We start from the raw sequence: 23,565 nt of genomic DNA, 5'->3' as shown, positions 1-23,565 counted from the left end.
ATTGGACTAAACCTTAAATTTCTCTACCGTCTGACGCAGCTCCTGCGCCATTTCACTCATGGACTGCACCGAATGGGAAATCTCCTCCATAGAGGCCTGCTGTTCCTCGGCGGCTGCAGCCACATTTTGTGTAAAGTCGGAGGTTTGCTGGGAAATTTCCGCAAGCTCCATAATAGAAGCCGTGATTTCTTCCGAACCCGCCGATATCTGCTGGGAGGAAGCGGAAACCTCCATAATCTGCTTCGTAACATCCTCCACCGCATGAACGATATCTGCAAACGCCTCATGGACACTGCTCACAATACCTGACATTTGCTCAACTTCGGACGAACCCTTGTCCATCGTCTGCATCGCCAGATGAGTCTCCGTGCGAATGACCTGCACCAGGTCATAAATCTGGGCGCTGGAATCGCGGGACTGCTCAGCCAGCTTGCGGATCGAATCGGCTACGACCGAGAATCCGCGTCCATGCTCCCCGGCCCGAGCGGCTTCAATCGCCGCATTCAGCGCCAGCAGATTGGTCTGCTTGGCAATATCCGCAATCAGAGTCGTGATGCCGCCGATCTGGTCGGAAAGCTCCCCGAGCTTCCCGATCGTGTCTGATGCTTCGCCTACTGCCGATTGGATCGCCTTCATCTGCTCCAGATTATGCTCGACCTTCTCCCCGCCCTGCTCCGCAATCCGGAGCGCACTGCTTGAAGACTCCGCCGCTGCGGAGGCCGACTCGGCGATCCGCTGGATGCCAATCGACATTTCCTCCATACCACGTCCGCTCTCTTCCGTACTCCGTTTCTGGCGTTCAGAACCGGCCGCGACCTCGGAAATCGAATCGGATATCGATTGGGCGGCCTGGGCCGTATGTTCGGAACCCATTTTTAGAACATCAGCCGTTTGGGAGACTTCCTCAGAAGACAAAGTGATTTTGCCAATGATGTCCCGGATATTTACGATCATCGCACTGAAGTGCGCAGCAAGCGTGCCGATCTCATCCTTCCGTCTGATGGTAAGGGTCTCGGTCAGATCGCCTTCGGCTACCTTTCTTGTGAGGCGCGAAAGCTGACTAAGCGGGCGCAGCATCAGATAGATGACCGCTGCAAGGATCGCAATGCCGATCAGCCCGGCCCCGATGCCGATTGTGATGGCTGTCATCAAGCTTTTATTCAACTGCTTCAGGATACCGTCATAATCAAAATCAATGGCTAACACCGCGATTTCTTTACCGCTTTCGTTCTTGATCGGAGCCATGACACTAATCCATTTTCCAAGATCATCCGTATAAACCGAAGTCATGCCTTCTCCGGTCGATTCCGCCGTATGGATAGCTTTCTTATATTCATCTTGGAGAACATATGGCGTCATCGAGGTGATGCCTGACTTGTATAAGGCCTGATTGCCGAACAGCACTTTTCGGCTTGTTGTACCCTCGGACTGCTGCTCCTTTTCTTTCGGCTGAAGCAAATAGGTATTCACAATAATACCCGTACCGCTGAACATATCCATCATTTCCTGGGTTGACTTAAACCAGACCTGCGTCAGATCCGGATTCGTATTATCCCCGAGTCTCAGTATGGATTGTTCCAGCGTCGAAGCCTGATCCTCTAACGGTTTCTGGATAAGCGTTAAATTAGTTTTCAATTGGCTGTAGTACAAATTTTTCTGTTCATTATAGGATACCAGGACAATACCCGCGATAATGACAATAAAACAAACAGCAGCCAAACCAATTAAACGTGTGATCATACTTTGTTGGATTCTCTTTATCATGCTCATCACTCCGACCTCTCCTCTAGTTCCCTCTTTAGAGTTTTTCGTCAGAATAGGCCGGAATATTTAGATTTTTCGCGAAAAATCCACCATTTCTGCGGCTAATCGTCCAAATATTACGTCTTATGTAAGAGATTCTAGTTCTACCTGCGCCTGCCTCCCGCTTAGTTGAATTCCGGTACGGGGACGGCCGGCAGATTTCAAGTCCGTTTGCAGCCGCTGCAGCAGCGCTTTTGCCTGGTCGCCCTGCTTGCCGGAAAGCTTCACCGTCAGAAGCACCGTGCTGCCAGCAAGCAGCAGCTTCTCAGCCTGACGTTTCTTGGTATCATAATCATGGTCTTCGATTTCCGGCGTTAGGCGAATTTCCTTGCTTTTGGCCGGGCCGGCTTTTTTCTTCGCTTGATCTCGTTCTTCACGGGCTTTGCCTGCTCCAACGAGCCGGCAGGGCGGCGGACTGCTCATCAGGGAGTCGCACACCAAGTCGACTTTGTGTTTCTTGGCCAGAGCCAGCGCCTCCGAGGCCGGCATGATTCCTAATTCTTCGCCGTTCAAGCCGGTAAGCCGGACCTCCGACGCCTTGATTTTCTCGTTTTTAATCATTTGTAACCCTCCAGGCCTTTTCGATATAATAGGTTTACATTTTAGGGTTTCTAATTAGAAAGGATAACAATCTCTATGGATGAACAAATCGACGCAAAATTGAATGCAAAAGAACGGGAACAACGAATCATCGACAGCTACCGTCAGGATGAGCATATGATGATTCTGGTGTTCGCCCAGTGGTGTGTCAACCATGATCTGGACCCTGCTGAGGTTTACTGCAAGGCTTACCCGGATCAAGCTGACAACCCGATTCTCAAGCAAATGTCAGAGCTGACCGTACCCAAGGAAGAGGCCGGCGAAATTGCGGACGATACCCTGCTTGGCGTGCTTTCGATGTTCGATAATGAAGACTTGGCGTTTGTCGTCACCGAAGAGATCGCCAAACGCCGCAAATAATTTCAGCCACCTGCCACCTGCCACCTGTCACATGCAACCTGCAACCTGCCAAATGCCATATGCCTATTGGGCCTTTAACTCCCCTTCAATCCCCTTAAATCCCCTAGCCCTGCATAGCCTTGCGCACGCTTAGAATGTACTTGGACTGATCCAGCGGATTCACCCCTCTGCGCGGCCGCTCGGCGATGAAACCTTCAGGGCACGGCTCGTAACCGGCAAAAAAAGTCACCATGGCCCCGCGGCCTTTGGTTAAAGATCCAAGCTGGGCCCCGTAGTCCATGGACTCCGCCAAAGGCACCTTGCCGGTCAGTGTTATCCGCTCGCCCTGCAGTATAGGTGCTTCAAACATGCCCCGCATCTGGATCAGATCGTTCATGACCTTCCCCGCATTCTCCTCCGGCACGTTAATCCGGAAGTTCAAGATGGGCTCCAGCAGTTTGGTCCCGGTATTTACGAGCCCGTCCATAATTCCCATCGGCGTCGCCACGGCAAAATCCAGCGGATGCGTATGCCAAACGTGGTGCTGGCCTTCAATCAGCGTCACTTTCAGGTCCACAACCTCCCAGCCATAAAGCCCTTGGGATAAAGCCACGGGAACCCGGCGCCGCACCTCATTCTGATACTGCACCAGAAGGTCCTCTGCGCGTACCTTCGCGTCATATTGAAGCCCGCTTCCGGGCGGCCCCGGCTCGATAGCAAACCGGAGAATGGCCCAGCACGGCTTTGGCATCAAATAAGCGATGTAGCCCTCTCCCGCCTGAATCGGTGTTTCCTTGTAAATGACCGAAGGTTTGCCGAATTCAACCTGTAGCCCATATCGGCTCTGCAGAACACTCGTCAGCATTTCAAGCTGAATCTGACCCATGACCTTTACGTGCAGTTCCCGTTCATCCTGCATCCACTGCACATCCAGCAGCGGGTCCTCGTCCGAAAGCTCCTGCAGCGCCTGAACCGTTCTCGGATAGTCGGCTTCGCTCGCCCAATGTGCCTGAACAGTCAGCAAAGGCACCGCCAGTCTGGCTTCCTCCGGAATATTCGCCGGACTGCCAAGCACATCCCCGATACGGACAGAAGCCATCCCGCATACAGCGGCAATATCTCCGGCTTCCAGCACACCGAGGTCTTCCGATTTATTCCCGTCAACCTTGCGGATCTGCGTGACCTTCTCCTCCAGCTGCTGCGTATGATTGCGGACCAGATCACGATTGCGGATCACACCGGAATACAGCCGGACATAAGCCATCCGGCCCATCGTTTTGTCACGTTCAATCTTGAAGACAATGCCGGACAGCTCATTCCCTTTATCCCCGCCCGGTTCCGGCAAATAATCCACGATAGCATCCATCAGCGCCTCCACGCCAATGCCCTTGCCAGAGGCGCCGTATAAAACCGGGAACAGCCTGCCTGCACGGGTTAAGTCTACCGCTGCTTGCTTCCACTCAGCGTCCTCCACCGTTTCACCGGACAAATAACGCTGCAGCAGCGTTTCTTCCCGTTCCGCCAAGCTTTCCAGCAGCTCTACTCCTGCAGCCTCCAGCCCCTCAGCGGCCCCGGCATCCGGCCCTTGTCCTGCAGCCGAAATGCTTGCCGCGCCGGTCACAGCGGCCCACAAATCCTCCGCACCCGCGAAGGACTGCTCCCGGCCCATCGGCAGCTGGAAGGGAACGGCGTCCGGAGACAAATATTTACGAATATCGGCGAGCAGTGACTGTTCGTTGACCCCGGTACGATCCATTTTATTGACATAAATAAGCGTGGGGATATTCAGCTTCCTTAATGCGCCCCAAATCAGCTCTGTCTGCGCTTGAACCCCTTCAGCCGCTGATACGATCAGCACAGCGCCGTCCATGACCCTCAGGGAGCGCTCCACTTCGGACAGAAAATCGACGTGTCCCGGCGTATCTACCAGATTGATATGTACGTCCTTCCAAACGAAAGAGGTCGTTGCCGCACGAACCGAGATACCGCGCTCCTTCTCAATGTCGAGCCAATCCGTCACGGCCGTACCCGAATCTACGCTGCCCAGGGACCGCGTCCGCCCGCTTTCGAACAGAATATGTTCGGTAGTCGTGGTTTTTCCGGCATCGACATGTGCAAAAATCCCTACATTCCGGCGTGCCGAACCCGAACCGGATGCTCCACTGTCCGGACGGCTGCCATTTCTTACGCTTCCTTGCAAGGTTTGATCCATGGCTGTGTTCTCCTGTACCGTTTATGATCTCGTTCTAAAGAAGTATTAAAGTTAGTTTATTATAGCAGATGGCTGCTTCGTCAAGCGTACAACTCTGGATCCACGACAAAAAAACCGCCCCGAAGGGCGGTTCTTCATATGAAATCTATTTCGATTTGAAATCGATGCTGCCATTTGAGAACAATGCTGCAAATAGCAATAGCGATTAGTACGCCAAAGCAGACAAACCTTTGATGCGAGCCAGGTAACGGATGTTACTTGCTTCTTTCATCAAAGAAGCCGGCATACCTTTAAGCTTAGTGGAGCTTCCGCCCACCATCGCAATGCCGTCTTTGCGGCCCAAGCTGCCGAGTGTACCGGAGCTTACATAATGGAAGGATTCCATTGTGCCGCCTTTAAAGAATACGGACAGGTTGTAGCCGACAGTCTCACCCATATGCCAAGCGATTTGCGCTGTTGGCGGGTAAGGACGTTCAGCACCTGGAGCAAAGACTACCGCGCTGTCGCCAGCAAGGAAAATATCTTTGTGGGACGTAGATTGCAGCGATTCAGTTACCGTTGCGCGTCCACGATTGACTTCAATGCCGCTTTCAGCTACAAGGGAGTTGCCTTGTACACCGCCAGTCCAGATAACTGTGCTGGACTCGAAGGAATTGCCGTCTTTCAGGAATACTTTGTTGTCTTTCAGTTCCGTGATTGGAACGCCTGTTACGAATTTAACGCCGCGTGCTTCCAGGCTCTTCGTAGCGCGTTCAACCAGGTCAGCAGGGAAACCGGCAAGAATAGTAGGGCCAGCTTCTACGCAGTACAGGTTGATTTCATTGAAATCAATCCCTCTTTGACGGCAAAGCTCAGGAAGCTCATCCGCAAATTCTCCGACAAGCTCTACGCCTGTCAAACCGCCGCCGCCTACTACAAAAGTAGCGTCTGCTTTGTTTTTAGTCTTCTTGTAAGAATCCAGACGGGATTTAACCGTTTCGAAGATGCGATGTGCTTCATCTACGGATTTCAGGGTTAAGCTGTTCTCTTTGAGTCCTGGAATTCCGAAGTAAGCCGTTTCGCTTCCGAGCGCGATTACGAGCGCGTCATATTTGTATGTAGCGCCGCTCACCAGTTTCACTTGTTTCTCATCCGGAGAAATCTTCTCAACGGTGTCCACAACCAGCTTCACTTGTTTGCCGCTGAGCAGCTTCTCCAGTGGAAGAGCTACAGCCTTCTCATCCAGATTGCCGGCAGCCAGACGGTGCAGTTCCGTAATAATTTGGTGCGTAGGGTATTTGTTCACGACTGTGATGGTAGCTTCTTCAGCGCTCAGATATTCACGCGCAGTCAGCGCGCTCAGGAGTCCACCATATCCGCCGCCCAAAATCAAAATTTGCTTCGACATTTCCATCCTCCGTTCGTTATGCTATTTCCGAAAGTTTACCTATTTATTTCTTCTTCTCGTTCGTTACATCCAGATAAGCCTGCGCAAATTTGAGGGCTTTTTGGATATTAGGGTCCTTGAGCATTTTCAGCAGACCAAACACGCTAACCGTCGAGTTGTCTTTCTTCGCGCGGTCGTTAGCTTCGATTGCTGTTGCAGCGGCATTCTTGGCCATGCCTACTACCGGACCTACAACACCGGTAAAGCCGGCTTTAATGTCCTCAACAAATACTTTGTCTGTAGCCAGGCTCTGCATAACATCATAAGCTTGAGTCAGCGTATTCACCATTTCAGTCAGCTTTGGCAAATTGTCCACAAGGGTAGTTAAAGATTGCTGTACCTCAGGCTTGAGCAATTGATCCACAAGATCCTTTGTGCTTGCAGCCGCTGTTTCTTGCGTTCCTTGTGTTTCCGATTGATTCAAAGTTTGTGACATTTGGAACGTCCTCCTTTACGCTTAGTTGCAGTCCGTCATAATTCGGGCATACTGATGCCTTCAAAACGGATATGAACGGCCTTGCGCAAGGTAAAATCCCCGCAAAAGCCCCGTTTCGAATCTCATCAGCCAGTGCATGTTCCCGATCATCCACTCGTCATAATTTACCCATAAAAAAGAGCCCCTACTCCACGGGCCCTCCCTGAAAACCAATCCGCCTATCCGGGATCGCCTCCAGAAAGCTTCGACGAACAGATGAATAACAACACAGCCGAAACGAACTCTCTACCCCTATATTACACCTTTTAAATATCAAGATGAAATAAATTTTTGAATTTTTCTAAAATTTGCTTTCATTTTGTGTTATTTGCAGTTGCTTTATTCGATTAAATTCGACTTAAGCCGTCATTAATGGATATACTACCTTTAAAATAAAAAAGGGGATTTTCGGTTTTTTCGCAAAAATAGCCGAAAATTTGATTTCCAAGCTTTTATATATTGCAAAATATAATTTTGCAGTGTTATAATGAGGAAAACATTTCACAGACATGCTTTTGCATCCCTGTTTAACTTCATTTAATTATTTTAAGGAGGCTGCTGAGAATGAATAGAGTTGCAACAGAACAACAATATCACGATTTGATCAATAACGACGGATACACGGTCATTAAATATGACGCCACGTGGTGCCCTGACTGCAAAAACCTGGACCGTTTCATCGGCCCTATTATAGAAGAGAATCCGGATAAACAGTTTTATGCTCTGGATGTTGAACAGCTTGAGAATATCGCTCAAGAGAACGATGTGCGCGGGATCCCAAGTCTTCTGGTTTATAAGAACGGTGAAAAAATCGCCCACTTGCACAGCAAATTCGCCAAAACGCCGGATCAGATCCGCGATTATCTGAAAACGCTGGTTTCCCAAGTGTAAATTAGATCTGAATAAAGAAGAGCCTAACAAAGAAGATCTGGCCAAAGTAAATTGGACAAGATCGCTGCAGAAAGCCGGTTCCGAAAGGGGCCGGCTTTTTTGGATTTTGCAACAAGAGGCGGCATGATCTGCTGGGCCCATTTTGTCCGGAATGTATATTTTTAACAAATAAAGTGTTGTTTTAAGCGTCTTCCAGGATTACAATAAAACCACCTTTAGTTATATCGTTTCACCTGAAATAATGAAAGCGGATACATTTGGCGGCGTTTGGCATCAACCGAATCTCATTCGATGATTGAGGAGGAATTGTAATGATGATCCATCTGCTCGACGAAATCCCCTTGGACTACATTTCCCTGGACAAAGGCTCACTGGGCAAACTAGCCCCCTATGTAAAGAAAGCCGGCTATAAGCAGCCGATTATCGTGGCCGACCGGAACACCTATGAAGCCGCTGGCCGCGCGGTTGAAGCGGAGCTGGGCAGCCTTAGCTCCGCGGTAGAGCTCTGTATGCTTCAGCCAGATGCAACCGGTGACTGCCTGGCCGATGAGAAATCCATTGTCCAGCTGCTGCTCGCCATCACGCCGGGAGTAACCGACTGCCTGCTGGCCGTAGGCTCCGGCACGATCCACGACATCGTCCGGTTTGTCTCCAGCAGAACAGGCATCCCATTCCTGTCCGTGCCGACCGCCCCTTCGGTGGACGGCTTCACCTCCAAATGCGCGCCGCTCATGATCCGCGGCGTCAAACAAACCGTTACAGCCGCCTCGCCGAAGGCTATTTTCGCCGATCTGGACATCCTGACCCGCGCTCCACAGGAGCTGGTGGCGGCCGGATTCGGCAATATGCTGGCCAAATACACCTCCCTGTTCGACTGGAAATTCTCCAGTCTGACAGCCAATGAACCGTATGACCCGCGTGTGGCGCAGATTACGGAAGCGGCGCTGCTGGACTGCATCGCCCACGCCGACGCCATCGGCCGCCGCACCGAAGAAGGCATTCGCGTGCTCATGAATGCCTTGATCGAATCGGGCATAGCCATGCTGATGTTCGGCCAGTCCCACCCCGCTTCGGGGGCCGAGCACCATCTCTCCCATTATTGGGAGATGGCCCATCTGGAACGCGGCCGGAAAGCGATGCCGCACGGCGCCAAGGTCGGCGTCGCCTGTGCCGAGATTTCGCGGCTGTACCATGATGCCGTGACCCGGGCGCAGCATCCCGGCGAGCAGCCGGCACAGTTGCTTCAGCACGGCATACAGGTCCGCGAATGGCTCGAGGCTGTGCCTTCGGCGCCGGAAATCCGCCGGCTGCTGGAGCTGGCCGGCGGCCCGTCCACCCGCGATGAGCTCGGCATCGACGACGAGCTGTTTGCCGAAAGCCTGCGCGAGGCTCACAAGCTCCTCGGCCGCAGCACCCTGCTGCGGGCTTTAAACGGAGCTTAACCGCTCGTGGAGGCTGAGAACAAAACATCCCGTTAACAGCGTGTTATCACGCAGCGAAGGTTTGTAATTTTGTTAAATACTAACAAAGTCCCGCCGGCCGGCGGGACTTCTTTATTTCACATCATACAAAATGCGGGCCATCAAATCCTGACCGTAATTGCCGAAATGTTTACCATAAATCGTCATGCCGCGTTTGTTGGCCGATTCTTCAGTAACACCAAGCCGGAAAGTCAGCTCGCTTTTGTAATCCAGTCCTATCTGATCCAGCGTCACATCCGAAATTCGGCAGCCGTCTATAAAGCTGCCCTCCTGGTTAATGCGGATAAGCTTTAACATCCCATATTGGTTCAAGTGCGGCGGCCACCAATCCGGATTAAAGGTGCCGCGGGTATCGCCGAAATCGCCGGGGCTGGTCCAATACCCCAGCTCCACTCCATTCAAATAGAAATGGATGTCCGACGGATAGTTATTATCGTATCCCGGCGCCTCCGAGCCTAGTTCCAGACAGAACTGGATCTCTCGGAACGTTTGATTGGACTTCAAATAGTTGGGAATCCGATATTCCACAAAACCTTCGGTGAGCCATAAAATCTCTGCATCAATCCGCTGCGGATCGGCAAAATAGCGGGGGTCATCGAAATCCCCGATGATACTGTCTTTGGTCGCCAGTCCGCAGGTCGGCGTCACTTGGTAATTGCTGTAGTGGCCGATCTGAATGTCTACCTCGTACAGATTCTCCGTGTCTTTGCTGCGCAGATCCACCATGAGCTTGTCTTTGTGCAGATAACACATCTTCTGAATGCCGTGTTTGCCGACGGACGTATTAATCTCAATCAATCCGCTGTCCTCTAGCTTCTTGATGTGCATCGTAATTGCCCCATTGCTCAAATTAAGCCTGCTTGCGATTTCATTTAAGTTCAACGCCTGATTGGAAGCAAGAAGCTCCAGAATCTGAATTCGGATCTCGGAACTTAATGCTTTAAAAATATCAATGCCGCTCATTAAATCTTTAATATAAATCATCGCTGGACCTTCTTCCGCTGGTTGTTCATTTTATAAACGCAAGCGTGCAAGCTCCACAATCCAACCTCTGAACCCCGCTTTTGTTTTATGTAATTATAAACTAAATACCAAATAAAGCAATCGTGTTTCCCTTCCTATCAAGATTTCCATTAAAAAATAAATCTTGCCGCCCTCTATTCAAAAGCTAGAAGCTGGTAAATCCGTGGGTTTACTCTAAAATTCATGATCATATTCTTTCCTCCCCTTTTTGATTTAAATAAATATGAAAAGATTTAAACTTTATAGTTTACTTCCTAAATGCCCTGTGTTATTTTATATCTGTAAGCGGATTCAAACTAAAATATTCTAATTAATTCGAACTTATCTAAATCAAAGGGGAAGGTGTCAGCCATGGCCGAAAGTATTCAACATGCACGGATCGTCGTAGACAAAGCTTTCCGGATTGCCGAAGTCGACAAACGGATTTACGGTTCTTTCATTGAGCATCTGGGCAGAGCCGTATACGGCGGCATTTACGAGAAAGAGCATCCTACAGCGGACAGCCGCGGATTCCGCAGTGACGTCAAGCTGCTTATCCAGGAGCTGGGAGTGCCGATCATCCGTTATCCGGGAGGCAACTTCGTGTCGGGCTATAATTGGGAAGATGGGGTTGGTCCTGTAGAGCAAAGGCCGCGGAAGCTGGAGCTGGCCTGGAGAACGACCGAACCCAATTGGGTAGGCACCAACGAATTTGCTGCTTGGGCAAAGGAAATCGGTTCTGAGGTCATGATGGCCGTCAACCTGGGAACCCGTGGAGTAGACGAAGCCCGCAACCTGATCGAATACTGCAACCATCCGGGCGGCAGCCAGTGGAGCGACCTGCGCAGACAGCACGGCTTCGAACAGCCCCACCGCATCAAAACCTGGTGTCTCGGCAACGAGATGGACGGTTCTTGGCAGATCGGCCAGAAGACACCGGCAGAATATGGACGTCTGGCTTACGAGACAGCGAAGGCCATGCGCCTTGTCGATCCGGATATCGAGCTGGTATCCTGCGGCAGCTCCGGTTCATCCATGCCGACCTTTCCTGAGTGGGAAGCCATTACCCTGGACTATACGTATGAGGTGGCCGATTTCGTATCCCTGCATCAATACTACGGAAACCGGGATAACGACACGCCTAACTATCTCGCCCGCTCTATGGATATGGATCATTTCATCCGCACGGTCATTGCCACCTGCGATTACATCAAAGCCAAGAAACGCAGCAAGAAGACGATGTATCTCAGCTTCGATGAATGGAATGTCTGGTATCACTCGAATGATGCCGACAGCAGGATTGACCCATGGGGCATTGCCCCTCCGCAGCTTGAGGACATATACAACTTCGAAGATGCGCTGCTCGTCGGCAGTATGCTGATTACGTTCCTGAAACACGCCGACCGGGTCAAAATGGCCTGCCTGGCCCAGCTCGTCAACGTCATTGCTCCCATTATGACCGAAGAAGGCGGACGGGTATGGCGGCAGACCATCTACTATCCTTATCTCCACGCTTCCCGGTTCGGCCGCGGCGTGTCCCTGAATCCGATCATCGAATCGCCAGTCTATGATGCCAAAGACTATACCGATGTCCCTTACCTGGACAGTGCCGTCGTATATGACGAAGAGAGCGAAACGTTAACCCTATTTGCCGTGAACCGGCATCTGGAGGACAGCCTGGCCTTAACCTGTGATGTGCGAGGATTCGAGGGCTACGGCGTTACCGAACATATCGTGCTTCAGTCCGATGACCTGAAAGCCGTCAACTCCGCTGATCAGGAACGGGTTAAACCGCATTCCGGCGGTGACGCCTCTCTCCAGGACGGCTACGTGCAAGCCCTGATTCCCAAAGCTTCCTGGAACGTGGTTCGCCTGGCCAAAACCAAAGCTTGACCCCGCGGCTGCATGCGGCCGCCGGGGCAACAACGCACACAGAGCTAAAGTTTATCATCATTGAAATGCCAACCACCTTCATATCTCCGTTTCATCCATGAACAGCCGATTGTTTCCCAGCCTGTATATCCGCATTCCGGTTCCGCCCAGGACATCCCCATTGTCCTGGGTTCGTCCCGGAGCTTTCCAGCCACCATTTATTTCAGCCCATCTCAGCTCTCTATATAAACGCTTTTAGACCTTTAAATTGTCTGTGCAAATCGTCCGCGCAACTCGCTGCTACGGTTTGCTTCAAATTTTCCGAATTTCGGAATATTCCGACTGCCCGTATGAATTTTGTGGTTCACAATCGGAAGGAGGTCCAACCATGAAGGTTAACAAGTGGTTTATCCTGCTCGCTGCACTTTCGCTTGTGCTATTTATGAGCGGCTGTGGCAAATCCTCCGGCACCGCCGGCGGCGAACAATCCGTCCTGGATGGCGGCGCCGGAGACAATGCCACCGAGCTGTCCTATTGGACGTTCGTGGAGCTGCACGGCAAACATTTTGAGAAAATGCTGGGGAAATGGAACGCGGCGAACCCCGATCGCCAGATCAAACTGAACGTTACAGTGATGCCTTATGACGATATGCACAACAAGCTGTCCATCGCCCTGCAGACCGGTACCGGAGCTCCGGATATCGCGGATATCGAGCTGGGCAAATTCCCGGACTTCCTGAAAGGCACGCCTCAGCTTGAGCCGCTTAACGACGTGATTGATCCGTACAGGGATACGCTTGTTAAATCCCGCGTCGACTTATACAGCAAAGACGGCGTTAATTACGGCATTCCTACCCATGTCGGCGCCTCTGTCGCTTTTTACAATACAGAAATCCTGCAGGAAGCCGGTGTCGATTATACCCAAATTATCACCTGGGACGATTTCAAGAAAGCTGGTATCCAGGTTTATGAGAAGACCGGCAAATCCATGGGAACGGCCGACACAAGCGCCACCTGGCAGGAATCAATGCTGCTGGCCCAGCAGGGCGCCGACTTCACAGATGAACAAGGCAATCCGAAGGTGAATTCACCGGAAATGGCCAAAGCTTTAACGATTCTTAAGGATCTCCAGGACAATAACGTGATCGCCACAATCGCCGGCGGCCAGCCGGATACCGAAGAAGCCTACGGCGAGTTTAATTCGGGCAAATATGCGACCGCCTTCATGCCGCTCTGGATGATGTCACGTTACACCAACTACATGTCCGATCTGTCCGGCAAGATCGCCATCGCGCCGATTCCGGTCATTGAACCCGGCATGCCCAGATCGGTTGGCGGCGGCGGAACCGGTACAGTCGTAACCAAAACGGCCAAGGATATTCAGCTGGCCAAAGACTTTCTGGCTTTCGCCAAGCTGTCGGAGGATGCCAATATCGAAATCTGGAATACGCTTGGTTTCGATCCTGTCAACATGAACGTATGGAGCATGCAGGACGTGACCCACAACCCCGATAATGAATTCGTCAAATATTTCATCAACAATCCGTTTGATGTGCTGAATGAAATCAAAGACGAAATCAAGCTGATCAAATCCGTCCCCGCCTCCCCTACCATCAACAACGTGCTGAATACGGTGACGCTGAACGAAATTTTTGAGGACGGCAAAGACATTCAGCAGGCGCTGGACGACGCCCAGAAGCAGATCGAACAGGAATTGAAATAATCCATCAGGCCTCCATCCGCCTGGAAATTTGAGAGAGCTGCCCTCTGCGGGGCGGCTCTGTTTAAAAAGGAGTTGCTTGGCGATGATTAAACGATTTTTATATTCCCAAAAGGTTGCCCCTTACGTATTCGTCCTCCCTTTTGTGCTAGTGTTCGCCATCTTCTGGGTTTATCCGCTGCTCAGCTCCTTTCAAATGAGCTTTCAGCAAATCACGCTGGGGCAGGATTCGAGCTTCGTTGGCCTTGATAACTACAGCAAGCTGCTGACCGACACCGTGTTCCTGAAGGCTGTTGTGAACAGCGCCGTCTATATGGTGCTTACGCTGGTCATTCTGATTCCTTTTCCGATGCTGTTTGCGGTGCTGATCAACAACCGGCTGATGTGGGGACGCGAATTCTTCAAATCCTCGTTCTTTTTCCCGGCTTTAACATCCGTTGTTGTGGCAGGCACGATCTTCCGGCTGATGTTCGGGGAAATGGAGGGTTCGCTGATCAACAGCGTGCTTGGACTGTTCGGCTTGGAGCCTGTCAAATTTCTGAAAGGCCAAACGACTGGCTTTATAGCCTTGCTATCCCTTGCCACCTGGAGGTGGACCGGTGTGAACATGCTTTATTTTCTGTCCGGCCTCAAAAGCATTCCAGACGACTATTACGAAGCCGCCTCCATCGACGGAGCCTCCAGCTTCCAGAAGTTCACCCGGATTACGATGCCGCTGCTGAAGCCAGTCACCATCTACGTGCTGACAATCAGCATTTATGCCGGACTTGCCATGTTTATTGAAAGCATGATGCTCTGGAACGGCAACAACTCGCCGAAAAATATCGGCCTGACCATCGTCGGTTACCTGTACCGCCAAGGCATAGAGAAGAACAACCTCGGTTACGCCGCCGCGGTCGGCATCGTGCTGCTTCTGATCACCATGATCATCAATCTGACGCAGCTCGCGTTCACCGGCCTGTTCAAGAAGGAGGATTAGCCTATGAGCGTCACACGCAAAGAAAGGGTCGTCCGTATCTGCCTGGTTGTCCTGTTTACCATCCTCTGCTTTTTTGTCCTGGTGCCTTTCTATGCCGTCACCATCTCCGCCTTCAAGCCGGGCGAAGAGCTGATCCGGTATGGGCTTAATCTGCGATTCGATTTGAATGTTATGAGCTTGGACAACTTCGTTTATCTATTCACCGGAGACCATGCTTATTTCACGTGGTTCTTCAACTCGCTGCTGCTGACCGTCGTTCAGGTCGTGCTGACGCTGCTGATCAGCGCCACGGTTGCCTACGGCTTCTCGGCTTATGATTTCCGCGGCAAAAACTTCCTCTTCATCTGCGTGCTGCTGATCATGATGGTTCCGTTTGAAATCTTGCTGCTGCCCTTATACAAGCTCATCTTCAACATCGGCTTGATGAACAGCTATTCCGCAATCGTCTTGCCCGGCATTGCCAGCGCGGCGACGATCTTTTTCTTCCGGCAGTATTTAAGCGGGCTTCCAAAGGAGCTGATTGCCGCTGGCCGGGTGGACGGAGCAACCGAATACGGGATTTACGTCCGGCTGATCCTGCCGATCATGAAGCCGTCTTTTGCAGCCATGGCGATTCTCAACGGGATGAACAGCTGGAACAACTTTCTGTGGCCGTTTATGGTGCTCAGTAATGAGGGAAAATACACGCTGCCGATCGGTCTCAAGACCCTGCTGACGCCGTATGGCAACAATTACGACCTGCTGATTGTCGGTTCGTTTTTCTCCATTCTGCCGATCTTCCTTCTCTTTATCGCCTTTCAGAAATACTTCATCGACGGCATGACCGCCGGAGCGGTGAAGGGCTGATTTTTCCCAAAAAACATGTTTGTAATTTCCTCTAACGGGTAACTATAAACAAAGTAGACCACATCAAGTCTTAAGGAGGCGTTTCACCATGGGTCAACCTAATGAAGAGGAAATCCGCAACAAACCAAATAAAGAAGGCGATTCTCTGGCCGAACAGAAGAAAATGGAGAACGGTGTAGACATCGAGCCCGAAGCAGACGAATGGGTAGCCAAACCGGTTGGTTATACCGAATCCGATACCACTTCCAAAAAATAAACGCAGCATAAAAGCCGCTCCCTTAGAGGAACGGCTTTTTTACTGCGCTTGTTACGCGTACTAACGCTAATGTTAATGTTAACCTGTCTATCTGAATCCTTAAGGAATATACTGCTGAACGATTTTGATGACTTTACCGTCTTTAACAGTGATGTGATAAGGGAACATGGCTGGATCCAGCAGCCCGCCTTGGTTGAACACCTGAATAAATTTGCTCAGCGTAATCACTTCGTTTGGCTGAATATCCGCATTCTCCGGATGACCGTCACGGTCATAAAGCTGCATCAGCACCGCCGCATCAGGACTTACCGTATAAGCCACGTTATCCTCCGAATGGTTCACAATGTAGTAATCGTCCGGCGCTCCGCCCAGCTCGGCATAACCTTCCGGATCTTCCTGTTTGAAAACGGCGCTCGCCGCTTCCCCCTGATACCAGCCGATCGGATCCACTACCATACGGATGGCACCGTCAGGCTGTTTAAGCGTATGAATATAGGCGGTAAAAGTGGTCGGTTGGGAGCCTGCCTGCGTTTGTGCGGCTGCTGCAGCGACTGCGCCTGCGGCGTTTCCTTCACCAACAGCATCCTTAGGCATTAAAAACGACAATCCGGCAGCAATCAGCACAAGCAGCAGCAGCGACGATCCCAATCTTTTTAACATCTTCCACACCCCTCTTACGCGCCTTTCATAGACTCGGCACACTATTTATCCTTCAATAACCATCTGACAGAATTTCAAACGGCTATTTGGTCTCTTTTTCTTAATTTGATCATAGTCTTTCTCCCGAAAAAACGGGTCTCAAAAACGTTAAAAATGTTTACAATCTGTTTATTTGTTTCTTATATTGCATCTAATCTCCAGGAGGCGGCTGTTATGCCTGAAGCTGAATTAAAAAAGTTGTTCTTCGAGGATGACGGCATCATTCCGAATCATCCCCATCTTCCGGTTCTGCTCTACACCGGCGCCATGGAAAGCAATCCGCGGGGAGCCGAAGCGCTGTTTAACAAACATAACTGGCGGGGCAGCTGGACAAACGGCGTGTTTGATTATCATCATTACCACAGCAATACGCATGAGGTGCTTGGTGTAATCAGCGGGTCAGCCCTGCTGCAAATCGGCGGAGAACAAGGTGAGCAGCTGGAGCTCCACGCCGGGGACGTCATCGTTCTGCCTGCCGGAACCGGACACAAGAAAATCAGCGCCAGCCCCGACTTCAAGGTGACGGGGGCTTATCCGCACGGCGTGGAGTACAATACCCGCACTGGCAAACCCAATGACAGACCTTATGCTCTGGAAGAGATCAGCCGTGTACCAGTTCCCGACATAGATCCTGTATACGGCAAACACGGTCCTTTGACGCGGATTTGGTTGATGCATACTCAGGCAAATCAAGAGTGAAGCAAGGCAGTTCAGCAGGTAAACGATCTATTTCGACAAAATGTTCCACGTGGAATCCAGACTTGACAATTATTGTCGAAACAAACATGAAAAAGTCAAGCCGGACAAAGGGCTCATTTTACGGAAGGACAGAAGAACGCGCTGCAGAATACCCAAAGATACTTAAAACTTAAAGTACCTAAAGCGTTCTAACGGTTTTAAAGCGGCGTGCTAAAGGTTCTTGTACGTTCTTCAGTTCCGTAAAAGGTGAGCCCGCTTCCGGCTTGGCTTTATTTGTGCGGGGCAACTACCGAGGACATAAAGTCCTCCAAGTCCCGGTCGGCTTTACTCTGATTGCAGGCATTGCAGGCACATACGCAGTTCAGCGGCGTGGTATGCCCACCTTTGGCCCGAGGAAGCAGATGGTCGATCGTATCCCCATACCCGCCGCAGAAATGACAGGTGTAGTGATCTCTTTCGAGGATAAAATGTTTGAATTCCCGGTTCGTAAACAACCTGCGGATCGTATGACGGTTCACGATCACCGCGGCGTGCTCCTGTACCAGCAGTCTTGCCAGTTCCAGCTCAATCTCCTGCTGCCAGCGCCGTCCTTTGTCGCTTTTCCCCCGCATGCGCACCATTCCGGAACGCATCGGCTTTAACTGCTGAACATCCTCCTGTGCGGGTTGACCTGCCGGGAGTTGTTTATTTTTTGGCTTTGGCTTGGGGTTTGGCTTTGGATTGGATTGAGTTTTGGCTTGGTACACTGATTCCGCTGTTGATTTCGTTTGCTTTTGCGGCTTGGCAGGCTGATTCGGGCGGTTCGCTCCGGCTGCACGTCCGGCCCGTGTTAAAGACTGGGCGTTCCCAGCTTGATCTGGAACCCCGATTTGACTTCGTTCCTGCTGCCGGCCGGGCTGGAGCAGCGTGGAAGCTTCCTGAAGCTTCTGGCTGTCCGGCCCGCCGAGCTGCTTTCGCTCCTTCTCTTCTTTCCGCTGCAGCTCGCGGCAATCGCGGCAGGGGCCGCGGCGTGAGCCGGCACCGGCTCTCCGGCCTGTCCGTCTGCGGAAATCCTGGACAGGCTTGAGCTGCTTGCAAAACATGCACATTTTCATTTGAGGCTTCTCGGTCTCTGTCATCTGTTATCTAAACGGAATCTGCCAATCATCCGTTTCTTCTGTCACCTCGTATCCTGTTAAATAAAGGCATGAATGTCCATATTATAACTATATCTTTCGTTCGAAATTGTTCAACTGTCTGGTCAAAAAACCGTTCTTTAGCATCATGATTATAAGAGCGTTATAAGGGCCCGCTCGCAGGGTAACTTTGATATATGCAGATAAGGAGGCCGTCCATCATGAAACGAAATCATACGATTATGCAGTTCTTTGAGTGGCATTTACCCGCGGACGGGAAACATTGGGACAGACTGGCCAAGCTTGCTCCGCAGCTTAAGGAAAGCGGGATTGATTCGGTCTGGATTCCCCCGGTGACCAAAGCGCAGACGCCGGAGGATACCGGATATGCCGTTTACGATTTATACGATCTCGGGGAGTTTGACCAGAAAGGCCAGACCCGAACCAAATACGGGACTAAAGAGCAGCTGATTAACGCTATCAAGACCTGCAGAGAGAACAGAATCGAGGTTTATATCGATGTCGTCATGAACCATAAGGCCGGAGCCGATGAGACGGAAAAATTCAAGGTCGTCGAGGTCAACCCCGACAACCGGACGGAAGTCATCTCGGAGCCTTTTGAAATCGAAGGCTGGACCAGATTTACGTTCCCGGGCCGTAAAGGGAAGTATTCCCCTTTTACCTGGAATTTCGAGCATTTTAACGGGACCGATTTCGATCAGAGCAAGAAACGGCAAGGCATCTTCCGGATTCTGGGCGACAACAAGGACTGGAACCAGAACGTCGTGCACGAATTCGGCAATTACGATTACCTGATGTTCGCCAATATCGACTATAACCACCCGGTTGTCCGTGAGGAGATGATCAAGTGGGGCGAATGGCTGCTGGATACAACCGGCTGCGGCGGTCTGCGTCTGGATGCCATTAAACATATCAACCACAACTTCATCCGGGAGTTTGCCGCCGCCATGAAGGGGAAACGCGGAGAGACCTTCTACATGGTCGGTGAGTTCTGGAACCCGGATCTGAACAACTGCCGGCAGTTCCTGGACAATGTCGATTATCAGATCGACCTGTTTGACGTCTCCCTGCACTACAAGCTTCAAGCGGCCTCCGCAGCAGGAAAAAACTTCGACCTGCGGACGATCTTCGAGGATACGCTGGTAGCCTCCCATCCGCTAAATGCCGTAACCTTCGTAGACAATCATGATTCACAGCCGAGCGAGTCGCTGGAGTCGTGGGTGCAGGACTGGTTTAAGCCCAGTGCTTACTCGCTCATTCTGCTGCGCAAGGACGGGTATCCGGTCGTCTTCTACGGCGACTATTTCGGCATTGGCGGGGAGAATCCTCTTCCCGGCAAAAAACAAGCCCTCGATCCCCTGCTCTATGCCCGGGCTAACAAAGCTTATGGCGAGCAGCAGGACTATTTCGATCACCCAAGCACCATCGGCTGGGTCCGCCTGGGCGATCCTGAGCTGCCCGGCTCCGGCTGCGCCGTTCTGATAGCGAACGGTGCGGAAGGCAGCAAACGCATGTCCGTCGGAAAAAACCGGGCCGGAGAGGTCTGGACGGACCTGACCGGCAACCGCAAAGAGCAGATCGAAATCGGCGAAGACGGCTTTGCCGAGTTTAAGGTAAATGGCGGCAGCGTCTCTGTTTGGGCGTTGGCGGACGGAGAATAGACCCGTTTGCCCGTCCCTATACCCATCTCCTCTCTCCTGTTGTACACTAGTCATAGAGATTTTTTTGACTACGGACAAAGGCAGGTGCCTAAAGAACTTATGGAACATTTAATCAACGCTAACGTACGAGACATTCAAATCAGCGGCATCCGCCAGATCGCCAACAAGGTTGCGGAATATCCGGGTGCCTTGTCGCTGACCATCGGGCAGCCGGACTTTCCGACTCCCGCCCACATTATTGAGGCGGCCAAACAAGCTCTGGACGAGGGACGCACCGTCTATACGCCAAATGCCGGGCTTCCGGCGCTGCGCGAGGCGGCAGCCGACTTCCTCCGCCGCAAATACGGCTTATCCTACAACGGTGCGGATGAGGTGATCGTAACGAACGGGGCCAGCGAAGCGCTGGATATCGCGCTGCGTACGCTGCTGAGTCCGGGGGACGAGGTTATTCTTCAGGGGCCGATTTATCCGGGATACGAACCGCTCATCCGCTTGTCGGGCGGGGTTCCCGTATACGTCGATACACGAAGCACAGGCTTTAAAATGACGGCCGACCTGATCGCCGCCAAACTCACGCCGCGGACCAAAATCGTCGTGCTCGGCTATCCCTCCAACCCTACGGGCAGGGTTTTGGCCCGCGAGGAATTGCAGGAAATTGCGGCGCTGCTGGCCGAACAAGAAGTATTCGTCATCTCGGACGAGATCTACAGCGAGCTGATCTATGAAGGCGGACATCACTCCATTGCTGCCATGAACGGCATGCGCGGGAAAACCGTTGTTATTAACGGGTTATCCAAATCCCACTCCATGACGGGCTGGAGGATCGGCTTTACTTTTGCGCCTGCGGAAATTACGAAACATATGATTAAGGTGCACCAGTACAACGTCACCTGCGCAAGCTCGGTCAGCCAATACGCGGCGCTGGAGGCGCTGACGAACGGTTATGACGACGCACTGCCGATGCGGGAGGCTTACCGGGAACGGCGCGATTACGTCTACGACCGTCTGACCGCGATGGGACTTCCGCTTGTGAAGCCGGAAGGGGCCTTTTATCTTTTTGTATCGGTAGAAAAGTTTGGCTTGAAGTCCATGGACTTCGCTCTTAGGCTGCTTGATGAAGCCGGCGTGGCCGTGGTGCCGGGCAGCGCTTTTTCCGAATATGGGGAAGGCTATATCCGCATCTCTTATGCGTATGCCCAAGAAGCGCTGGAGCGGGCGCTGGACCGGTTGGAAGGTTTCGTAGGCAAGCTGGAGCAGGACTAGAATAAGAGCTCATTCCTTAGGGAATGGGCTTTTTCTAGTGCAATCTTTGGTCAAAGGAACTATTACAATGGAGGTGGCTGCTTTATCCATGAAAACGTTAATTATTTATGCGCATCCCAATCACGACAGCCTTTGCTATGCATTTCTGCAAAAGGTGCTTCAAGGCTGCGAGGAGAATCCAGATTCAACCGAGGTCCAGGTGCTGGATTTGTATGCCGAAGGGTTTAATCCGGTGCTTGTTTTTAACGAGGAACAGCGCAGAAGGGATATGCACCGCAACCCGGCCCTTGAAACATACAGGCAGCAGATTACGTGGGCGGACCGGCTCGTGTTTGTTTATCCGATCTGGTGGGGCCGCCCTCCGGCCATGCTGCTCGGTTATATTGATCAAATGTTTGCATCCAATTTCGCCTACAGGGATAAGAAAGGCCCTTTTCCGGAGGGACTGCTCAAGGGCAAAAGCGCCGTCTGCATTTCCACCATGAAAGGTCCGGCCGGTTATCCGTTGATTTACCTGAACAATGCCCCCAAGATCCTGATGAAAAGAGCTTTATTAAATTTCGTAGGCATCAAAAAGGTGAAAATGTTTGAATTCGGCAGCATGGAAAGCCCGAAAGGCCGGCAGGCGGAGAAGCTGGAGAAGGTGTACAGATATTTCTTAAATCGTTAATTTTTTAAGTCGGTGTTTTTCTAAGCCGTTGTTTTCCTAAGTCGTTGTTTCTTAAGTCGCTAATTTCTCTCCTAAGCAAAAAAATCCCCCTGAACAAACGTTTTCGCAAAAACGTTCTGTCCAGGGGGATCCGTGATGAAAGCTCCATTTCGATCTGTAAATCCTATTCATTTCGTCGCGGGCTAAACCAAACCCTCAAACCCAACCCTCAAACAAAATCCTCAAATCAGGCCTCCTGAAGCTCGGCAGCCGGTCCAAAAAACTCATAATGGATCCGGTCTTCCGGTATCCCCATTTGATTCAAGGCAGCGTAAACCGTGCGCATGAACGTAACCGGTCCGCAGAAATAAAAATCGGCGGCCGGATCGGCCATCTGCCGGAGCCAGGTTTCGTCGATATACCCGGTTTTATGGCAGCTGTCCCCTTCCAGCGGATTTTTATAACAAATATAAGAAGTCATTTGTTCGTGTTCCGCCTCAAGCTCTTCGACATGCGGCTTCATCGCATGATAACTTCCGTTCTCCGCAGTATGAATGTACGTAACTTTACGGTGCGGCTGCTCCTTCAGCAGCGTCTCCAGCATGCTCACCATCGGCGTCAAACCCACGCCTCCGCTGATCAGTACGACAGGAGTATTCCGCTGCTGGTCCAACGTAAAAACACCCGCTGGCGCACTCACGTCAACAACGTTTCCTTCCCGCACCTGATCGTGCAGGTAATTGGATACAACGCCCGCCGGTTTTCCTTCCCCAGCCTCCTCGCGCCGGACGGAGATCCGGTAGACCTTTCCGCCTGGAGCCGCAGACAAGCTGTAGTGCCGGATATGCGTATAAGCCGAGCCTTCCGGCTGCACGCGCAGGGTGATGTATTGGCCTGGGAGATAAGAAGCGATCTCGCCGCCGTCCTGCGGTTTTAGATAAAAAGAAGTAATGACTTCGCTCTCCTTCACTTTCCGCTCCACCACAAAAGCCCGGTAGCCGGACCATCCCCCTTTGGCTTCTTCAGCTTCCTTGTACATCTCGGCTTCAATGCCGATAAACGCGTCGGCAATCACGCCGTAAGCCTGGCTCCAAGCTTCCATAATCTCCGGCGTTGCCGCTTCTCCGAGCACCTCTTTAATCGCGGCAAGCAGATTCTCCCCGACGATCGGATAATGCTCCGGTTTGATCTGCAGCGCCCGGTGCTTCTGAGCGATCTGCTTCACAACCGGCAAAATATTCTCCAGCCGGTCGATGTTGGCGGCAGCCGCGTAAACGGCACCGGCCAGTGCGGTCGATTGTTTGCCCTGCCGCTGGTTGGCCTGGTTGAATATATGGAGCAGCTCCGGATGGGCTTCGAACATTCTTTTATAGAAAACGGAGGTAATCGTCTGGCCATGAACTTCCAAGACCGGAACGGTCGATTTTATAATTTCTATCGTTTGCTGACTTAACATGAGGGTTCCTTCCTTCCACGGGATTCGTTAAATACTTAAAATTTGTAATAACAAATCCATTGTAAGAAAAGACACCCTATGAAATTGTGATTATAGTCAC

The 23,565-nt window shown here is 51.5% G+C and carries 21 protein-coding genes; 12 read left to right on the top strand and 9 right to left on the bottom strand.

All coding sequences use genetic code 11. The features are described from left to right. Positions 1-6: 6 nt before the first annotated feature. Positions 7-1,740: a methyl-accepting chemotaxis protein gene (locus CBE73_RS15670; RefSeq protein ID WP_174704748.1), complete on the bottom strand. Its 1,734-nt coding sequence runs from the start codon at positions 1,738-1,740 to the stop codon at positions 7-9. 147 nt (positions 1,741-1,887) lie between these two features. Next, positions 1,888-2,364, bottom strand: coding sequence for a translation initiation factor IF-3 (gene infC / locus CBE73_RS15665; RefSeq protein ID WP_094095011.1), 477 nt, complete (start codon positions 2,362-2,364; stop codon positions 1,888-1,890). A 99-nt stretch (positions 2,365-2,463) separates the two neighbouring features. On the opposite strand from infC, the gene CBE73_RS15660 reads away from it, so the two are divergent. Next, complete coding sequence (locus CBE73_RS15660) at positions 2,464-2,763, top strand: hypothetical protein (protein WP_094096347.1); 300 nt, start codon at positions 2,464-2,466, stop codon at positions 2,761-2,763. 103 nt (positions 2,764-2,866) lie between these two features. Here CBE73_RS15660 and CBE73_RS15655 read toward each other — a convergent pair whose 3' ends face one another. The 3 genes from CBE73_RS15655 to CBE73_RS15645 all read right to left on the bottom strand — a co-directional run bounded on the left by CBE73_RS15655 (position 2,867) and on the right by CBE73_RS15645 (position 6,816). Continuing rightward, the gene (locus CBE73_RS15655; RefSeq protein ID WP_094095010.1) at positions 2,867-4,954 is read right to left on the bottom strand and encodes a GTP-binding protein; all 2,088 of its coding nucleotides are present in this window, start codon (positions 4,952-4,954) and stop codon (positions 2,867-2,869) included. A gap of 205 nt (positions 4,955-5,159) precedes the next feature. Then, positions 5,160-6,341, bottom strand: a complete 1,182-nt coding sequence (locus CBE73_RS15650) for an NAD(P)/FAD-dependent oxidoreductase (RefSeq protein ID WP_094095009.1) — start codon at positions 6,339-6,341, stop codon at positions 5,160-5,162. A gap of 43 nt (positions 6,342-6,384) precedes the next feature. Beyond that, complete coding sequence (locus CBE73_RS15645) at positions 6,385-6,816, bottom strand: DUF1641 domain-containing protein (RefSeq protein WP_094095008.1); 432 nt, start codon at positions 6,814-6,816, stop codon at positions 6,385-6,387. A gap of 603 nt (positions 6,817-7,419) precedes the next feature. On the opposite strand from CBE73_RS15645, the gene CBE73_RS15640 reads away from it, so the two are divergent. Together CBE73_RS15640 and CBE73_RS15635 are read left to right on the top strand one after the other, a co-directional pair. Beyond that, positions 7,420-7,746, top strand: coding sequence for a thioredoxin family protein (locus CBE73_RS15640; protein WP_094095007.1), 327 nt, complete (start codon positions 7,420-7,422; stop codon positions 7,744-7,746). Positions 7,747-8,057: 311 nt separating this feature from the next. Then, positions 8,058-9,188 carry a sn-glycerol-1-phosphate dehydrogenase gene (locus tag CBE73_RS15635; RefSeq protein ID WP_094095006.1) on the top strand — a complete coding sequence of 377 codons (1,131 nt, stop codon included), beginning with the start codon at positions 8,058-8,060 and terminating at the stop codon, positions 9,186-9,188. A gap of 111 nt (positions 9,189-9,299) precedes the next feature. On the opposite strand, the gene CBE73_RS15630 is transcribed toward CBE73_RS15635, so the two are convergent. Beyond that, positions 9,300-10,211 carry an ArsR/SmtB family transcription factor gene (locus CBE73_RS15630; protein ID WP_094095005.1) on the bottom strand — a complete coding sequence of 304 codons (912 nt, stop codon included), beginning with the start codon at positions 10,209-10,211 and terminating at the stop codon, positions 9,300-9,302. A gap of 390 nt (positions 10,212-10,601) precedes the next feature. Here CBE73_RS15630 and arfA point away from each other — a divergent pair, with 390 nt between their 5' ends. The 5 genes from arfA to CBE73_RS22200 all read left to right on the top strand — a co-directional run bounded on the left by arfA (position 10,602) and on the right by CBE73_RS22200 (position 15,902). Beyond that, positions 10,602-12,122, top strand: a complete 1,521-nt coding sequence (arfA, locus tag CBE73_RS15625) for an arabinosylfuranosidase ArfA (protein WP_094095004.1) — start codon at positions 10,602-10,604, stop codon at positions 12,120-12,122. 367 nt (positions 12,123-12,489) lie between these two features. Further along, the gene (locus CBE73_RS15620) at positions 12,490-13,824 is read left to right on the top strand and encodes an ABC transporter substrate-binding protein (RefSeq protein ID WP_094095003.1); all 1,335 of its coding nucleotides are present in this window, start codon (positions 12,490-12,492) and stop codon (positions 13,822-13,824) included. An 82-nt stretch (positions 13,825-13,906) separates the two neighbouring features. Beyond that, the gene (locus CBE73_RS15615) at positions 13,907-14,800 is read left to right on the top strand and encodes a carbohydrate ABC transporter permease (RefSeq protein ID WP_094095002.1); all 894 of its coding nucleotides are present in this window, start codon (positions 13,907-13,909) and stop codon (positions 14,798-14,800) included. Positions 14,801-14,803: 3 nt separating this feature from the next. Then, a complete protein-coding gene (locus CBE73_RS15610) occupies positions 14,804-15,646 on the top strand; it encodes a carbohydrate ABC transporter permease (protein ID WP_094095001.1) in 843 nt (280 codons plus the stop codon). Positions 15,647-15,734: 88 nt separating this feature from the next. Further along, positions 15,735-15,902: a hypothetical protein gene (locus CBE73_RS22200; protein WP_169823481.1), complete on the top strand. Its 168-nt coding sequence runs from the start codon at positions 15,735-15,737 to the stop codon at positions 15,900-15,902. A 99-nt stretch (positions 15,903-16,001) separates the two neighbouring features. On the opposite strand, the gene CBE73_RS15605 is transcribed toward CBE73_RS22200, so the two are convergent. Then, complete coding sequence (locus CBE73_RS15605) at positions 16,002-16,562, bottom strand: hypothetical protein (protein ID WP_094095000.1); 561 nt, start codon at positions 16,560-16,562, stop codon at positions 16,002-16,004. 213 nt (positions 16,563-16,775) lie between these two features. Between CBE73_RS15605 and CBE73_RS15600 the strand changes: the two genes are divergently transcribed. Next, a complete protein-coding gene (locus CBE73_RS15600) occupies positions 16,776-17,300 on the top strand; it encodes a cupin domain-containing protein (RefSeq protein ID WP_094094999.1) in 525 nt (174 codons plus the stop codon). 269 nt (positions 17,301-17,569) lie between these two features. Here the strand turns inward: CBE73_RS15600 and CBE73_RS15595 are convergent, their stop codons facing one another. Further along, positions 17,570-18,418, bottom strand: coding sequence for an HNH endonuclease (locus CBE73_RS15595; RefSeq protein WP_094094998.1), 849 nt, complete (start codon positions 18,416-18,418; stop codon positions 17,570-17,572). A gap of 218 nt (positions 18,419-18,636) precedes the next feature. On the opposite strand from CBE73_RS15595, the gene CBE73_RS15590 reads away from it, so the two are divergent. From CBE73_RS15590 to CBE73_RS15580, 3 genes are all read left to right on the top strand, one after another. Further along, the gene (locus CBE73_RS15590) at positions 18,637-20,097 is read left to right on the top strand and encodes an alpha-amylase (RefSeq protein ID WP_094094997.1); all 1,461 of its coding nucleotides are present in this window, start codon (positions 18,637-18,639) and stop codon (positions 20,095-20,097) included. 99 nt (positions 20,098-20,196) lie between these two features. Next, entirely contained in the window at positions 20,197-21,360 is a 1,164-nt protein-coding gene (locus CBE73_RS15585) for an aminotransferase A (RefSeq protein ID WP_094094996.1), read from the top strand. An 88-nt stretch (positions 21,361-21,448) separates the two neighbouring features. Then, positions 21,449-22,030 carry an NAD(P)H-dependent oxidoreductase gene (locus CBE73_RS15580; RefSeq protein WP_094096346.1) on the top strand — a complete coding sequence of 194 codons (582 nt, stop codon included), beginning with the start codon at positions 21,449-21,451 and terminating at the stop codon, positions 22,028-22,030. Positions 22,031-22,256: 226 nt separating this feature from the next. Here CBE73_RS15580 and hmpA read toward each other — a convergent pair whose 3' ends face one another. Then, positions 22,257-23,465 (bottom strand): NO-inducible flavohemoprotein, encoded by a 1,209-nt coding sequence (hmpA, locus tag CBE73_RS15575; protein ID WP_094094995.1) that lies wholly within the window; start codon positions 23,463-23,465, stop codon positions 22,257-22,259. Positions 23,466-23,565 lie beyond the last annotated feature (100 nt).

It is taken from the genome of Paenibacillus physcomitrellae (genome assembly GCF_002240225.1).
Classification (GTDB): Bacteria; Bacillota; Bacilli; order Paenibacillales; family Paenibacillaceae; genus Fontibacillus; species Fontibacillus physcomitrellae.
The sequence above is the reverse complement of the archived record's forward strand: the minus strand, read 5'-3'. Positions and strand labels throughout refer to the sequence as shown.